Consider the following 17,264-nt stretch of genomic DNA (forward strand, 5'->3'; position numbering starts at 1 on the left):
TATTTTTCTAAAAACTATTTAAGTGCGAAGTGATATGGCCTCTTTCGAGGCCATTTATTAATGACTAACCGCACTATCAGCAAATGAAGAAGGCTCTAATACCACAGTTGTCTTTTCAGAATCATCCTCTGAAGAAGAGCCTACTGCTACTGTATAATTCCCTGCTGCTATTTTCCATTGTTTATCTTTAATAGAGTAATCAGCTAAGAGGCGTGGATCAACAGTTACAGTCACTCGTTTCTCTTCATCTGGTGCAAGTTCAACCTTTTCCCAACCAAGCAGTCTTGTTTTAACCTTTTTATTCACATTATGTAAATAAAATTGTGGAACCGCCTTACCTTTGATATCCCCCACATTTTTAACATTTACACTCATCTTCAATGGATTTGTCGAATCTACATGTATTCCATTAAAAGTAAATCGGGTATATGAAAGTCCAAAACCAAATGGAAATAAAACTTTTTCATTGCGTTTCGCAAACCAACGATAACCGACCTCAGCACCTTCAATATTATAATTCACATTGACTTTAGCGTTTTCTGGTTCTCCAAACCCAACAATTTCAGGTCTTGGTAATTGCTTTAGGCTTTTTGGGAAAGTAACTGGTAAATGGCCAGATGGATTCACTATACCCGTAAGAACATTAGCAATAGCAGGTCCTCCTGCTGAACCTGGGTACCATGCCTGCAGTACCGCTTTTGTATTCTTCAACCACGGCATAGTGATTGCACCACCAGTTTCTAGTACAACAGCAGTCTGTGGGTTTGATTGAGCAACTGCCTCAATCATTGCATCCTGACCATCTGGTAATGAAAGATCGAAGGCATCATAGCTTTCCATCATCCATTGTGTTGCAAAGATAATGACGATATCAGCTTTTTTAGCTAATGCAGCAGCTTCTCCCACATTACGTCCATCATTAAATGTAATTTTACTTTTAGGTAGGTTTGCTTTCAAAGCAGCAAGTGGGGATGACTTAAACCAAGTCTGATCTCTGAGCGAATTCAGTAATCCTTCGCCACCCGTATGAACTATCATTGGGGGTTCCCCAACAGGCGTAACCTGTGATGAACCTCCACCTGTCAGCACACCTATATCAGCATTACCACCAATAACAAGGATATTCTGAGCTTTATCCTTTAAAGGAAGAAATCCAGATTCATTTTTTAGTAGCACCATTCCTTCTTCAGCAGCATGCTGAACTTTTTCTGCATTTTTTTTGTAGTCTATCGGTGTAATAGTTGGAGGATGTTCAATCAGTCCACTATCAAAAAGTGAACGTAAAATTCTATGATTCATGTCATCCAATCGAGCTGAATATTCAGGCTTATCTTTTGCTGCTTCAGCAAGAGGTTTATCAAACCAGACATTTCCGTAAAGTAATCTATCCAACTGGGATCCCATTTCAATATCAAGACCTGTAAGCGCAGCTTCTGCACTATGGACTGCTCCCCAATCCGACATTACAAATCCACGATATTTCCAGTCATCCTTTAGAATCCTTTGCAACAACTCTTTATTCTCACAAGAATAAATTCCATTTACACGGTTATAACCACACATTACAGCGCCAGGTTGCCCAATTTCCATTGCGATTTTAAATGCCAAAAGATCACTTTCACGCATAGCATCTTCTGAAATATCCGCACTCATTCCCTGCCGAACAGTTTCTTGATCATTCATCGCAAAATGCTTGATTGTCGAAAGTACATGCTGGCTCTGTATGCCACGAATACTATGCCCTACCATAATCCCAGCAAGTAATGGATCCTCTCCGTAATATTCAAAATTTCGTCCATTCCGTGGATCTCTCGCCAGATTTATCCCGCCAGCAAGTAAAATATTAAACCCTTTACTCCATGCTTCACCTCCAATAAGTTGCCCATTCCGATAATTTAATACTGGGTCCCAAGTTGCTGCACTTGATAAGCCAGATGGCAAAGCAGTTGCACCATCATTTGGCCTAACATTTGCCGAGTTGGTTACACCCAAGCTGGCATCACTAACTTGTAAAGCAGGGATTCTTAGTTTGTCATCCCCAGGCACATAGCCAGCTGAGCCAATAGCTCCTTCTGGCACTGAAAATCCTAAAATGGGCAAAGCCATTTCACTGTGTACACGGCGAATTTTCTCTTCTAATGTCATTACCTGTACAAGTGCTGAAGCTCGCTGATCAGCATTTAGTTTATTGTTCATCCAAGGTTTACTTTTCGCAGCATCTTCTGCATTAACAGCCTGACAGCAGCCAATAATAATTGCTAAAGTTATAGGGCTATATTTAAACATGTGATCTTCTTCCGATAATTAAAAATCAATTTTTGTCTGTAAACCAATAACAAGAGCATCAGGTACATTTTTAACTGCACCCGGCGAGTGGTAATACTGGATATTTGGTTGAAGCGTCAGCCAACCCGTTGCTTTGATTCGATAAAACAGCTCTGTAGAAAGTTCACCACCACCAGGCGGTAAATAAGTCGGGTCAGAATAATCCGAAACTCCTGTAAGCTCGTTCGCAATTGTTCTATTCTGTGACCATCTATCGTTGATTTTGATATAAGTTGAAGCTATGCCCAGCATATCATCAGGCCGGTTTTCAAATAGCCCTGTATAATAAAGACCCGCACCATATGCGTAGTGGAGAACTGAAGTATTTTTATCGTTAATCTCGCCGTTAATGAAACCTTTTAAGCCCTTTTTGCTTCCATCACCTGGTCCTGTTAATTGTTGATCTAGATAGAACCATGCAGCACGTTTATTATTATGTTTTTTATAACCTGCTGCTGGATTAAATGCTTCAGCACCTCCATTTGGACCTTCATAAACATCATCAGCAGTTACATTGCTATAAAATGCTCCAATAAAATAATTGCCGGCTAACTTATTTTCGCCCCAGTGTGGACGCCACCCTAACAGAACAGGATATATTTCTCCCTGACCACCAGAAAAGGTAAGCGACATACCTTTATCATTTTTCGTTAACTCTGGATTCTGTTGAAACACTCCCGCACGAAGATAAATCTCTGGCGAAATATTCCAAGTAAAGTCTGCCCCCCACGAACCGATAGGCCATCCGTACCAAATAGGACTAATTCCTGGAACAGTTCCGCTGTTTAGAAGAGATTGAAATTCGGGATAACTTGGGAAAAAATCAGCAGTTGGAGTCATTTTACCGAAGGTGAATTGAAACTTTCTATCAGCAATACCTTGGGTATATGTCAGACGAGTAATACGGTTAACAGAACCATATCCCCAAACTTCCTGTGTCAGATTTGGCAGCGTGCCAGAACGAGGATCATTAACCCTTTCCGTAGTAATTAGACGATGGTTATTTCGATTTGTCAGAATCACATTGAACTGACCATCCACTGTTGTCATTTTGCTCAAGTCATAATTGAACAATACAGTTGTTTGGTCAGAAGTCCCTAAAGTAGTACGAGTATCGTATCCTCCAGCAACGTTTGATGCTATTTCATTATGATATTGAAGGCCAAAACTAAAACCTTTTTTATTCAGTTCCTCTCTCATCCCCCCCCAGTCGCCAAGAGCCCATGGAGAATCTTTATCCAAAACATCATAAGCTGATGCAGAAATACTATAAAAACCAGATAGAGCCAGAAGACTGACCATCACCCTTTTTCGCATTACTATCATTTCTATCCCAATCTCAATATTTTAAATTTTTACTTTCTTCGTTAAGAAAGCTTCAGGGATTATTGCAGTCAGCCACTAGCCATCCATGTACCAGACTTATTGATATTTTTGCTTAAAATTACTGCAAGTGATGTTGCACATTTACGAAGCGTGCTAATCTGTAAGGAGCCTTACAATAGTGCAAATTCAGGAAGAATTATCATTTGTACAAGGCATTTAAGGAATAATTTTAGCTAAACATGACTAGTTTTACCGTTGCTCTGAACCTCATTTACTGTCACAGCAATCGCGGCATCATTTTTGCTAGATTTTATAAGAACATCCAGGATGGAGAATTAACATGTTGATTAGTACTGATATGCTTCCGCAATCACAGCGTTATGATTTCTGGCATCAAATAGTTCGTGAACGCTTTGTTGAACTAGATTTGACAATGGAAAACTCTACACCATCAAAAGACATTCATGCTGAACTCATCCATGATCGTGTCTCAGAAATTGATGTAATGAAGTTAAATGCTTCTAGCCATACTGTTTCACGTAATAATCGCCAAATCAGAATGGATAAGGGCGAAGATGAATTCTTCCTGTTCAGCTTGCAATTAAAAGGAAATGGTTTTCTTGAGCAGGACAACAGATCTGTTTCGCTCCAACCAGGAGATTTTATTCTTTTTGATAGCACACGTCCTTATCGCATGGGATTCAATGATGATTTTGAGAAATTGGTTCTACGTATACCTCGCATGTTATTAAAACAACATATTGCAGCGCCTGAGAGATTATGCGCATACAAAATGCCTAGACAACATCCCATGGGAAATATTCTATCTAATTTTCTCACTTCACTTGATCAGCTTTCAACTCTCCCACATGAAGCACAACTAAATGTATCTGGAGCAATTTTACAAATGGTTGCAGGGGCACTGCAGAGCATGCCTCAAAATAATCAAACTCAGTTGAATTCTGTAAGGTCTTATCATCTAAAAAGAATAAAAAAATATATCGAACTAAATCTGGACGAGCCTGAACTTTCTGTTGCAACAATAGCTTCGGCATTGGAAATGTCTGTTAGCTCTTTATATAGGATTTTTGAAGATGAACCTATGCCCTTAGCACACTATATATGGATTAAACGTCTTGAATTTTGTTGTCGAGACCTTGAAAATGTTGCCTTAAAAAACAAACCCATCTCACAAATTGCATTTGAATGGGGATTCACACATGGTACTCACTTTAGCCGTTCTTTTAAAAAACAGTTTGGTTTGCCTCCCAAAGTTTATCGGGAACAATTTCTAGATTCGAAGAAATAAAGTAAGAGGACTAATTTCCATAACTCTTATCTATTAAATATTATTTCTTTTAAAATATTTTATTAAAATTTCATATATTAATTGAAATTAGTTGTATTTATTTTTATATAAGTTCAATGCTCTAGATAAGTTTCTAAAAAATTAGAAAAAGACAAATATCTCATCTTTTCTAAGCTTATTTATATATAAAATCTACACTAGATAATTCTCCGCTTAGATGTTATTGAAGATGCTCAAGTCGTGCTTAATTTACCAGTTAAAATTTAGTAAAGCGATTAAAGAGTTACCCGTGTAATTCCTCATACTAATTTAATTCATGACTATGGAGCCAAATCAGTTAGCGATGCACCATCTAAAATAATGCTTTAGTACATTGTTATTAACGTAAATCTTATTATAAAGAAAGCATGATAAAAACATCATGCTTTCTGATTTTTTCGAATTATTTAATAGACTTAATGCAAAGGCATTTTATCTAATCTACTTTGTTGAGCACCAAGCTCGGAACGTACCACTTGTAACTCAAAGCCCTGTCTGTCTAACTCAGCTCTTTTACTTTTGTCAGTCAAAGAAACAACGATACTCACCAAAAATGCGAGTGGCATAGAAAACAAAGCTGGATTATCAAACGGAAATATCGCTTTTTCATGTCCTAATACTCCAACCCAAACTGTCGGAGATAAAACTACGAAAACAATTGCAGAAATAATTCCTGTAAAACCACCATATATAGCTCCTCGAGTGGTCAAATCTTTCCAATACATAGAAAGAATAAGTACAGGAAAGTTAGCTGAAGCAGCAATACCGAACGTGAGACCCATTAAAAAAGCAATGTTCATTTTTTCAAATAAGATTCCACATGCTATTGCGATCACACCTAAAACCACCACCGAAAGTCGAGATACGACCATTTCCTGTTTTTCAGTTGCTTTACCTTTCTTAATGACTTTTTGAAATAGATCATGAGATATTGCTGAAGCTCCAGCCAATGCCAAACCAGCAACAACCGCCAAGATCGTTGCAAATGCTACAGCAGATAAAAAGCCAAGTAATAAATTTCCACCAAGCGCCTTTGCTAGATGCATAGCAACCATATTACTACCACCAATGAGGTCACCACCTAATTGTCCACCTACAAAATAGTGTGGATTAGTGCCTACTATAGCGATTGAAGCTAAACCTAAAATACAGACTACAATAAAGAAATATCCAATGTAACCAGAAGCGTAAAACACGGAACGGCGTGCTTCAGCAGCATTTGGTACTGTAAAAAAGCGCATAAGAATATGTGGTAAACCAGCTAAACCAAAAATTAAACCAATAGACATAGATAAGGTATTAATTGGGTTTGATAGCATTGGTCCTGGTTCTAAGACTTTTTGTCCAAGTTTATGCGCATTAACGGCGGCCGTAGCCATATTATTTAGACTGAAACCAAATGCTTTAAATGCCAGAAATACTAAAACTGTTCCACCAAAGAGTAAAAGAATTGCTTTAACAATCTGTATCCACGTTGTCGCAAGCATTCCTCCAAAAATGACATATACCAGCATTAAACAGCCAACAAGAATGACAGCAATTTTATAATCTAATCCAAACAGTAACTTAATAAGCTGGCCTGCTCCCACCATTTGCAAAATTAAGTAACAACACACCACGATGAGCGAGCCACAAGTTGCTAAAATACGCGTTCTTTGTGGATCTAGTCTGTACGAGACAATATCGGCAAATGTATATTTTCCAAGGTTTCTAAGTCTCTCGGCCATTAAGAAAGTTAAAATAGGCCAACAAACAAAAAAGCCCGTCACATAGATAAACCCATCATAACCTTTAAAGAAAACCATACTTGAAATACCCAGTAAGGTTGATGCCGACATATAATCACCAGCAATCGCCAGACCATTTTGTTTAGCAGAAATTGAATTGCCAGCTGTATAAAAATCTTCTTTTGATACGGTTTTCTTGGCAGCTTTAAAGGTAATAAGCAATGAAATACCGACTACGCATCCAAACATGATGATTGCAGTCCAGTTTCTTGGTTCAGTTGGAGCCGCCCAAGCACCCGAGCTAAGTAAAGCGAGAATAGTAAAAGCTATATATTTATTCATAACGGTATTCCTTTCTTAATTTTTCTTTTTGTTTGTCAAAATATTGATTTGTAATGAAGATATATAAGCCTGTTATTAGCCAGCTTGATACAATAACAACTGCAGCAATAGGCCAACCAACTGTGACCTTGCTTGCTTCTAATGGCATTGCAAGCAACTCAGGTCGAAATGTGGCTGTTCCTATAAAGATAAAATAAATGCTAAGTACGATTAAACTTAAAAAAACAGCAAATCGGTTTCTTTGCTTCACCATCTTTTTAAATTTAGTATCTAAGACAATGCTTGCTTCCTGAGAGTAATTCATATAAAAAATCCTTTTTTATGTAGATCATTATTTACATTCAGCAAAAGAACTATTGGTGAAATAGTCGTGATAACGTTCTCTCAATATTTTTTTACTGATTTTTCCAGTGGGTGTATGCGGTATTTCTTCAACCAATATGGTTGCTGAAGGAATGGCCCATTTATGTAATTTGGATGATAGAAAAACTACAATTTCAGAATGTTCAATTTTTTCTTGTGGAGACTTTGGCACCAATATTAAAAGTGGGCGTTCTCCCCATTTCGGATGATTGGCGGCAATAACGGCGGCTTCTGCAACTTTTTCATATCCCATCGCTGCATTTTCAACTTCAACACTACTGACCCACTCTCCTCCCGACTTGATCATATCTTTAGCGCGGTCTGTAATATGCATATATCCATATTCATCTATGCACGCGATATCTCCTGTATCAAACCATGTATTATTTTCATCTAAGGTTTTGGGTTGATTGATATATTGCTCAGCAATCGTATGTCCTCGTACTTCTAAAATGCCTTCATGAACACCATCGTGAGGAAGTAATTGATGATTTTCATCACGTAATCTCATTTGAAGGCCAAAGATAGGTTTACCGCACTTAATTGATTGAGTTTCAATGTTGCTTTTAATTTGATCTAATCGATTACAAGTCCCCATTGAACTGGTTTCAGTCATTCCCCAAGCATTTTCAACAGCAACGCCATATTGACTCAAAGACTCAATTAGCGAATATGGTGCAGCAGATCCACCAGAAATCGCACGTTTTAAACTGACTGATGAAATATGATGATCTTCAAGATAATTTTTAAAAGAATTCCAGATGGTAGGAACAGCCATAGAAATATCGACGTGCTCTGATTGGATCAAATTGAAAATTTTCTCAGTCTGACCGGCAAATGAATGAGGCCAAACGATTTTTGCCCCCGATAAAACGGCGTTAAATGGCATTCCCCATGCGCTAATATGATAAAGAGGAACCAAAGGCATAATACAACTGCCATGCGTTAACCCAATCGCATTTGGCATGCTGAGTATTAACGCATGTAATACCGTACTACGATGTGAGTAAAGAACACCTTTAGGATCGCCTGTTGTACCGGATGTATAGCAAAGTCCACTTGCACGTTGTTCCGGGATATCTGGCCAATCATATTCAGGCTGTTCTGAAGCAATGATCTCTTCATAAAACATAAAATCAAATTTTGCTTTTAGATCGCTATTAGGATCACCCAACACGATAAAATGCTTTATGACTTGCTTTATATTGTCATAGATAGAATCAACTAATGCCAAACAATCAGGCTCAATAATAAGTACTTCATCTTGAGCAGAATTGATAATTTGAATTAATTGTTCAGCTGCCAATTTAGGATTAATTGTATGATAAATTCTTCCCGTACATGGGATGGCGTAATGTAATTCAAAGTGCTGATATGAGTTCCATGCCATTGTTCCAACTTTAGCATCAGGACTTACACCTAATCGATCTAACACATTGGCAAACTGAGCAACTCGCCCGAAAGCATCTTTATATGTATATCGATGCTTAGTGACCCCATCTGCCTTTAAGGATACAATTTCTTGATCTGTATAAACTGTCAAAGCATGCTGCATTATTGAAGTAATATTTAAATTACAATGCATCATTAATCCATTCGTCATTCTTATTCCCTCACACAATTTAGCAACTGATTCAGATGCTTATATGAGTCAATGCAACTATGGTGCCAAATATTTTTATTATTATTTTCAATAGCTTATTAAGTTTTGTTATTTTTCTTTTTTGAAAAAATTTCAATTTTGAAATTAATTATTTATTAACTTCATTCTACGCCACAAAGTAGTTCGGCTAATTCCGAGTTTTTGTGCAGCAAGGTCTAAATCACCATCTACTTCTGCAAGTATTTGTTCAATTAAACTCAATTCCTGATTTACCTTTACTTCTTTTAATAAAGGTTGTGCAGTTTGATTCATTTGCGGCTGAAATAGCTCCGGTAATTGTTGTTTTAAAAATTCTGGAGTTAAAATTTCCTGATCAAGCTCCAATAACACATTGATTCTTTCAACAATGTTCTCAAGTTCACGAATATTACCCGGCCAAGAATAATGATAAAAAGCCTTCTGTAAAATATTAGGCAAATCATCCAGCGTTTTCTTATACTTCTCTAAAAACAGATTTGCTAAATACAAGACATCTTCTTTTCGTTCTTTTAAAGAAGGTGTATACACTCTTAAAATATTTAAACGATAGTAAAGATCTGCCCTAAACGTACCATTTTGTACTAACTCTTCTAAATTCGCGTGAGTTGCAGCAATTACACGTATATCTAAATGATGGCTCACCACGGAGCCTAAACGGTTAATCTGTCTCTCTTGCAATACCCTTAAAAATCTAGTTTGGAGATGTAGTGGCATATCGCCAATTTCATCTAAAAACAGTGTTCCGGTATGCGCCGCTTCAATTAAACCAATACGCCCATTTTTTTTCGCCCCTGTAAAAGCCCCTTCTTCATAACCAAAAAGCTCACTTTCTAATAAACTTTCAGGAAAAGATGCACAGTTGATCGCTACAAATGGCGCTTTATAACGAGTGCTATGATTATGAATACTTTGTGCCAGCACTTCCTTACCCGTACCACTCTCACCCGTAATGAGAATCGTACTATCGGTTTTTGCATATGCTTTTGATAACTTGATAATCTGCTGGAAATTGGAATTTTGAGTGAAAATCTGGTCAAAGGTATATCTGGTATTGAAGTTCTTAGACGAAACCTTTCTAAACTGACTATTAGACTGCTCTAAGGCATTTAACTCCTGCACTCTTAAGATATAGCCATCTATATAGTCATTTTTTAGCTTGGAAATATATACAGCAAGCTTTAGATTTTTAAATTGAACGAGTTGATGACTATTTTCTTGATCGATATCAAAGTTGAGCCCTTCAAAAATCTCTAATGCTGGTTTGTTTAATACATCTGAAGGATCTTTTTCGAGTAAAGCACTCATGGAGTTATTAATTAAAGAAATCTTTTTTTGTTTTGTGATAAAACAAATACCTTCATTTAAGTGATTAAAAATCTCGGTCAAACGTAAAGTCGAGTACTGCTCCCTACGGATCTTTTCAAGGGTACGCAAAGCATTTTGCAGCAAGTCTTTTAAAGACGGTACACTAATAGCCAAATGTCCGACTAGATTTTCATTGAGTGCCAGCTCTACTGCAACAGGCGAACCAATAATGGCATCAAAGCCTTGATTCTTAATTAAATGAATGGTTTTCTTGGCATCTAAATATGAGTCATAGTTAAATTGTTGTATATCTAAAGCAAAAATATCCGAATAGTTCTCAAGATCAACTGTAGACGTGTTCCCAACCAAAGCAATGCGCTTATATTGTTTTAAATTTGATATGGCCTGAATGACATCAAAAGTGCCGGTTCGAATAACCTGAATATCTATATTTAATTTCTTTTGTAGAAAACTTGCTGTAGCTCCCGTACAAAGAAGAATCTGACAGCCATTTTCTACTAAGGTTTGAGCAACATCTTGTACATCCGAAATATGGCATTCCACCAAATCAATTTCATCAGAATCTACTTCATTTATTGCCAGCTCGACCAAAGAGCGAAAACCATTAATATTAGGTTTTTTAATATAGGTGACCAAAATATTAATTGGTTTTCGATTTAGCATTTTTTACTCCATTAAAAAACGTTTTATATAGGGGCAGAACTATGACCGCCGTCGACTTTAATTTCGATGCCTGTGATGCCTTGGCCCGCTTGAGAAGCAAGTAATAGTAGAGGCCCATTTAAATCATCAAATTCTACAAACTTCCTTGTAGGAATCTTCTTTAAAAGCTGTTGCCCTGCCTCACTCGTTAAATATTCCTCATTAATTTCAGTAATCATATAACCTGGAGCTATAGCATTTACATTTATACCAAATCTAGCTAACTCTACTGCCATTACTTCTGTTAAATGACGTAATCCAGCTTTTGACGCACAGTACGGGCTAACACCAAGGTTAGTAGACTGAGAAAGAATTGAAGTGATATTGATGATCGACCCTTTACGATCAGCTTTAATCATATGCTGCACAACTTCTTGTGCACATTGCCAAGGCGCTTTAAGGTTAGTATCTACAATCTTATCCCAGTCTTCATCGTTATAATCAAGAAAACGCTTGGTATCACCTACTCCAGCATTATTAATTAACACATCTATGGTCACTCCTTCTACTTCTAAGGCAGTGAGCATATCTTTTACAGCTAAACGGTCATTTACATCTAATGAAAAAGTATGAACTTTTACTCCAAACTCATTTTTGATATAGGACTCTAACTCTTTCAATCGTTCTAATCGTCTGGCACAAATGACAATATGAGCTCCTTCCTTAGCAAACAATTCAGCCATATGATGTCCCAAACCACTTGAAGCACCCGTAATTAAAATATATTTATCTTTTACGTCAAAAATATTCATTCTTTTATTCCTCCCTTTATTATGCCTGTTTCCCTAATAGCTTTTTAGCAATGCTCATGCGATGAACTTCATTTGCTCCATCATAGATTCTGAAACCACGAGCATCTTTAAAAATCTTGCAGACTACTGATTCATCCGTCATGGCCTGACCACCTAAAATCTGAACTGACCGATCCACCACACGCCAGATACCTTCAGAACTGATCACCTTGACTAAACTGGACTCGTAGTTTCCTTTCTCGCCCAAATCTAAAACCTGCGCGCAATAATGAACAGCTAATCGAGTCGTTAAGATATCCATTTCATTGTCGGCAAGCATAAAACCTACACCTTGATGGTCGCCTAATCTCTTACCAAAAGATTGGCGTTCACGTGCATATTGTGTAGCAATATCATGTGCTCTTTTGGCTTGTCCCAGCCATCTCATACAATGTGTTAAACGAGCTGGGGCTAGGCGAACTTGAGCATATTTAAAGCCTTTACCAATTTCACCCAAGACATTTTCTTTAGGTATACGTAAGTTCTCAAAGCGTAAAATGCCATGTCCTCCCGAAAAACATGAATCCATAGCATTCATACTTTTTTCTAATATAAAGCCATCAACATCCGTATTTGTTAAAAACATAGAAGCAGTGCCATCTTCCATCTTTGCCATAATAATAGCGACACTTGCTCCTTCTGCTCCTGTAATTAACCATTTATGCCCATTAATAATATAATCATCACCATCAGCAATTGCGGTTGTTTGAAGCATAGATGGATCTGAGCCAGCACCCGGTGCAGGTTCAGTCATAGCAAAGCAAGATCTAATTTCCCCCGCGACTAGCTTCCTTAACCATCTTTCTTTTTGCGCATCATTCGCTACAGCATCTAATAAATGAATATTTCCTTCATCGGGTGCATGAATGTTTAAAGCAATTGGACCTAAAGCAGAATAACCCGCTTCCTCAAAAGCCACAGCCTTTTGTAAATGCGACCATGCAAGTCCTCCCATCTCCTGACTTGCATGTGGAGTAAGTAGTCCCCAACGGCGTGCACGACTTACTAATTCACTGCGCAACGCTTCACTAGGCCCATGGCTATCTTGACGAGGATCATTTTCTAATGGAATTACCTCTTGTTGGATAAACTCTCTTACTTTCTGTTGTAACTCTAATAATTCATTAGATAGCGTGATCATGAGCTGAGCTCCTTTAATTTAAAACCTTGGGTCGCGATATACGTTTCATACACATCATCCATAGCGCTATTAAATAGCTCATTTTTAATCAGATTATATGCAGTGAAGTTTTGGAGTTTGATTCGTTTACTTATAACAATTTGATTTTCAATCTTTAGATCAAGAATATTTAAACAGCCATAATCCTGTTCCTGCGAATAGACATCTTTGCAGTCATGCCCATATACCCAATTAATAAGTATTCTGTTCACAATATCGTGCGAAGAAATAAGAATATTCTGGTCTTTGTTCGCCGTTAAAATTATCTTTTCAAACCATGTCAGTACACGTGTAATAAAAAGAGACCAACTTTCACCTTGTACAAACAACTCAAGATTGTTTTTATGGAACTGATAGGCCTTTTTGATTTCCAGCTCAGCGCGATCAAAAGAAATTTCCCTTAAACGTCCTGCTTTAATTTCTCGAATATCATCAAATGACATAATGTTTTTAGGTTCGCTTTGATAGCTATTCAGAATCTCTGCGGTTTGTATTGAACGAGGCATGGTAGACGAATAAATTTTTTCAAAATTAATATCGCGTAATTGATGTGCTAAACCTTGTATTTGTTCTATTCCACGTTGAGATAATTGGGCAAATTTAGGATTAATCGGATTATTATCTGCATCAAAATATGAAACATGCCCATGTCGAACCAAATAAATACGTAGCCGATGCTTATCCATGATGAGCCACCTTGGGTTCAGTAATTTTTAGGTCTTCAGAATTAAGAGCTTTTAATATTTCAAATGTATGCTCAGATTGTTTACCCTCACGTATATCGGCAATAAACAATTGAATAGCATCATCAACATCTTTGATTGGAAAAGAAAAATAATCTTGCAAAATTCCTGAGCTATGTAATGAACAAGTTTCCTTTTGCAAAATATAAGCCTGCAAAATTTCAAAGCTTCGCATCAGCATTAACAAGTTATATTTCTGATTGCCCGATTGCGGTAAAAGCTCATTTTTAATCACGGCTTGACTCGCTTTGATCAGGTCAATCACTTTTTGCTCTTTCATTCTTTTTCTCCCAATATTTCCAAGATATTCTTTTCAAGGCGGGGAACTAAAAATTCCGTTAGGGCTAGTTCAAGTGATGGAGTAGTCATTTCATTGTTTCGGTCAGACTGCTGCATGGCAATAATTGCCCATCGAACATGAGACAGCACATGCCAGAACTTCATTTCAAATTCAGGGATATAGATATCGGAAATTTCAGCATAGGCTTTGGCAAAGTCTTTATATGAACCTATACCCCCTGCTATATTTTTATCTTGACCAAAACGCCAGCATTTAGAAGTAAACCAACCTATATCTTCTCTACGGTCGCCCCACTGGGTAAACTCCCAATCTAAAATTCCAGAAATCTGATCATCATTAATCATGATGTTGCCGATGCGATAATCACCATGGACTAACACCAGATCATCTACTTTTGGAATATTGTTAAACATCCATTGAATTGCATACTCAAGAATTGGACGATGTCTTTTCAAGCTATCTAGTTGCTCTATAAAACTTTTAAGTTTTTTCTCTAAATATTGATCTCTATCTGGCTTAGGAAGTAATTTTTCTAATATTTCGTCTGATTGAATGGCATGTATTAAAGCCAGTTGTTTACCCATTTCTTGAGTAATTTTTTTTCGTTTTTCTTCTTCAGCAATTCGAACTAATTTATGGCCTTCTGTTACACCATCAATTTTTTTCATAATGAAGAAATCACTATTTAAAAAGTTAGGTGATTTTTCAAAATAAAGCGGCTGTGGCACTTTAATTCCAAAATGATAGAGGCGATTTAAAAGTAAATACTCTTGTTCACGATCTGAACTGGCCTCTACGCTCGACTCAGCATTTTTTCGCAGAACTAAAGCAAAATCTTGAGTTTGAACGAGCCAATTTTCTTGAATAGCCCCACCACTCATCTTTTTTAACTGAATCTCATGAGGAATTAACCCCAAATTTTCCTGCAATAGGCCGCTCAATTGCAGTATATGGTTAGCATTCATTATTCACTCCTTGTAACTATATGCGTTGGAGCAAATTGCATGCCATTATTTTTACATTAAAATTCAAATACTTAAAAAACAAAAAACATTTCAAATATGAAATTAATTTCATATTTGAAATGTTTTTTATTCTAGAGCTTTAATGAGTGTTTTGTAAAAAAGTTAAATTTTGATGGATCAATTTTTTAAGCTTAAAAATATCATGATTTATTTTTTAGTGAGTTCACGAAAAGCTGCCGATAGTATTTATCAACAGCTTCGTATGAAATGAAATTAATCAAATTTGAATGATTGAGGATTTAGTTTAAATAATGATTCTGTATTTGATTTAATCAACGCAGAATGAGTTAAAGTTCTCGGTAGAATTCTATCAAAATAGAATTGCGCCGTAGAAACTTTTGCAGAATAGAACTCATCTTGGGTTCCTTGATCAATTTTATTTTGAGCTACAATCGCCATCTTTGCCCACAAATAAGCAAAAACCACGTAACCGGAATAATATAGATAGTCTATGGAGACTCCTCCAACCTCATCTAGATTTTCTGGATATTTATTTTGGATAAATGTGGATAAATCAAGCCATTCTTTAACGAGTAGATCAAGCTTTGATAGCATATTCTCTGTGAGACCCATACCGCGATGTTCTTTTGTAAAAGACTGAATTTCATCAGTTAATAAGAATAATAAGCTTCCCTTTGAACCAATGACTTTACGAATTAATAAATCGATTGCCTGAATTTCAGTAGTCCCTTCATATAATGTTGAAATGCGAACATCTCTAGCAATTTGTTCCATTCCATGTTCAGAAATATAACCATGCCCACCATAAATCTGCATTCCATGTTTAGCAACTTCTACTCCCAATTCCGTTATAAATGCTTTTGCAATTGGAGTCAGTAATGCCAATTTATCTTCAGCTACTTTTTTTTCAGACTCATCTGTAGCTAATTCAGCAATATCCACATAAGTCGACAGATAATAAGCTAATGCACGAGAACCCTCGGTAAAAACTTTTTGTGTTAAAAGCATGTTCCGCACAGCAGGATGTTCAATAATTGGATCAGCAGGTAAATCCGGAAATTTAGGACCGGATATTGAACGCATAGCCAACCGTTCTTTTGCATATACCAATGCACCTTGATAGGAAGCTTCAGAGGCAGCTAACCCTTGTACCGCCGTAAAAACTCGTGCTGAATTCATGAAGGTAAACATGCAATTCAAGCCACGATTTTCAGGGCCAATTAAAAAACCTTTAGCATTTTCAAAATTTAATACACACGTTGCATTTCCATGGATACCCATTTTGTGTTCTATAGAACTACAGGTTACTCCATTACGGCTATCAATATTTCCATCAGCATCAAGATTAAATTTTGGCACAATAAATAACGATATACCCTTAGTGCCACTTGGAGCATTCGGTAAACGGGCTAAAACAATATGAATAATATTTTCAGATAAATCATGTTCACCCGCTGAAATGAATATTTTTTCCCCTGTAATAGCATAGCTTCCATCGCTATTTGGGACAGCTTTAGTTCGGATTTGGCCTAAATCTGAACCTGCATGTGACTCGGTAAGGCACATGGTTCCAGTCCATATTCCAGAAACTAGAGGAGTTAAAAATTTTGTTTTTTGCTCATCTGTTCCATGATTCTCAATGGTATACATTGCTCCATGGGATAAGCCTGAATACATTCCCCAAGCCCAGTTAGTCGACGTCAAAATTTCTGAAATGGCGATCCATAATAATCCTGGGAATTCTTGTCCTCCAAACGCTTCCTTACCGGTTAAAGAGGGAAATCCTAATTCTATATATTTTTTGTAGGCTTCCTTAAAACCATCGGGTGTGGTGACCACTCCATCTTGAAGCTTACATCCTTGTTGATCTCCTATTTGGTTTAACGGATGCAGTTCTTTTTCACAAAATTCAGATGCTACTTCTAAATATGGGACGACTATTTCACGGGTCATTTTTTCTTTTGACTGAGGATATTGTGAATAGAGTGATTCAAAATCGAGTAAATCGCTTAATACAAAATTAATGTCACGAAGTGGTGCTTTATACATTGGCATATTAACTATTCCCTACATTTCAATTTTGGAATCAATATTCCTCATTGGGTCCTAATGTGATTGGATATTTAAAAAATTATTTCATCATACGAAACAATAGATTTTGG

Annotated in this window: 13 protein-coding genes; 1 reads left to right on the forward strand and 12 read right to left on the reverse strand. The window is 36.9% G+C overall.

Annotated features, from left to right (window positions below):
• Positions 1–57 precede the first annotated feature (57 nt).
• Both AWW73_RS03945 and AWW73_RS03950 read right to left on the reverse strand, forming a co-directional pair.
• Entirely contained in the window at positions 58–2,286 is a 2,229-nt protein-coding gene (locus AWW73_RS03945) for a beta-glucosidase (protein WP_062848801.1), read from the reverse strand.
• A gap of 18 nt (positions 2,287–2,304) precedes the next feature.
• On the reverse strand, positions 2,305–3,651 hold the full coding sequence (locus AWW73_RS03950; RefSeq protein ID WP_081310156.1) for a carbohydrate porin: 1,347 nt from the start codon (positions 3,649–3,651) through the stop codon (positions 2,305–2,307).
• A 340-nt stretch (positions 3,652–3,991) separates the two neighbouring features.
• On the opposite strand from AWW73_RS03950, the gene feaR reads away from it, so the two are divergent.
• The gene (gene feaR, locus AWW73_RS03955) at positions 3,992–4,960 is read left to right on the forward strand and encodes a transcriptional regulator FeaR (protein WP_005131630.1); all 969 of its coding nucleotides are present in this window, start codon (positions 3,992–3,994) and stop codon (positions 4,958–4,960) included.
• 455 nt (positions 4,961–5,415) lie between these two features.
• On the opposite strand, the gene actP is transcribed toward feaR, so the two are convergent.
• From actP to AWW73_RS04005, 10 genes are all read right to left on the reverse strand, one after another.
• Positions 5,416–7,068, reverse strand: coding sequence for a cation/acetate symporter ActP (gene actP / locus AWW73_RS03960; RefSeq protein WP_062848803.1), 1,653 nt, complete (start codon positions 7,066–7,068; stop codon positions 5,416–5,418).
• Positions 7,061–7,372 carry a DUF485 domain-containing protein gene (locus tag AWW73_RS03965; protein WP_031948417.1) on the reverse strand — a complete coding sequence of 104 codons (312 nt, stop codon included), beginning with the start codon at positions 7,370–7,372 and terminating at the stop codon, positions 7,061–7,063. Before AWW73_RS03965 ends, actP begins: the two co-directional genes overlap by 8 nt.
• A gap of 27 nt (positions 7,373–7,399) precedes the next feature.
• Positions 7,400–9,034: a long-chain-fatty-acid--CoA ligase gene (locus AWW73_RS03970; protein WP_062848804.1), complete on the reverse strand. Its 1,635-nt coding sequence runs from the start codon at positions 9,032–9,034 to the stop codon at positions 7,400–7,402.
• A 144-nt stretch (positions 9,035–9,178) separates the two neighbouring features.
• Complete coding sequence (locus tag AWW73_RS03975; RefSeq protein WP_062848805.1) at positions 9,179–11,062, reverse strand: sigma 54-interacting transcriptional regulator; 1,884 nt, start codon at positions 11,060–11,062, stop codon at positions 9,179–9,181.
• Positions 11,063–11,085: 23 nt separating this feature from the next.
• Complete coding sequence (locus tag AWW73_RS03980) at positions 11,086–11,853, reverse strand: SDR family NAD(P)-dependent oxidoreductase (protein ID WP_062848806.1); 768 nt, start codon at positions 11,851–11,853, stop codon at positions 11,086–11,088.
• A 19-nt stretch (positions 11,854–11,872) separates the two neighbouring features.
• A complete protein-coding gene (locus tag AWW73_RS03985) occupies positions 11,873–13,033 on the reverse strand; it encodes an acyl-CoA dehydrogenase family protein (protein ID WP_062848807.1) in 1,161 nt (386 codons plus the stop codon).
• Positions 13,030–13,758, reverse strand: coding sequence for a histidine phosphatase family protein (locus tag AWW73_RS03990; protein WP_062848808.1), 729 nt, complete (start codon positions 13,756–13,758; stop codon positions 13,030–13,032). Before AWW73_RS03990 ends, AWW73_RS03985 begins: the two co-directional genes overlap by 4 nt.
• On the reverse strand, positions 13,751–14,095 hold the full coding sequence (locus tag AWW73_RS03995; protein ID WP_062848809.1) for a hypothetical protein: 345 nt from the start codon (positions 14,093–14,095) through the stop codon (positions 13,751–13,753). The genes AWW73_RS03990 and AWW73_RS03995 overlap by 8 nt, the downstream gene beginning before the upstream one ends.
• Positions 14,092–15,081 carry a phosphotransferase family protein gene (locus tag AWW73_RS04000; RefSeq protein ID WP_062848810.1) on the reverse strand — a complete coding sequence of 330 codons (990 nt, stop codon included), beginning with the start codon at positions 15,079–15,081 and terminating at the stop codon, positions 14,092–14,094. The genes AWW73_RS03995 and AWW73_RS04000 overlap by 4 nt, the downstream gene beginning before the upstream one ends.
• A gap of 273 nt (positions 15,082–15,354) precedes the next feature.
• Positions 15,355–17,157: an acyl-CoA dehydrogenase C-terminal domain-containing protein gene (locus AWW73_RS04005; RefSeq protein ID WP_062848811.1), complete on the reverse strand. Its 1,803-nt coding sequence runs from the start codon at positions 17,155–17,157 to the stop codon at positions 15,355–15,357.
• Positions 17,158–17,264: the final 107 nt, after the last annotated feature.

The organism is Acinetobacter lactucae (genome assembly GCF_001605885.1).
Lineage (GTDB): Bacteria > Pseudomonadota > Gammaproteobacteria > Pseudomonadales > Moraxellaceae > Acinetobacter > Acinetobacter lactucae.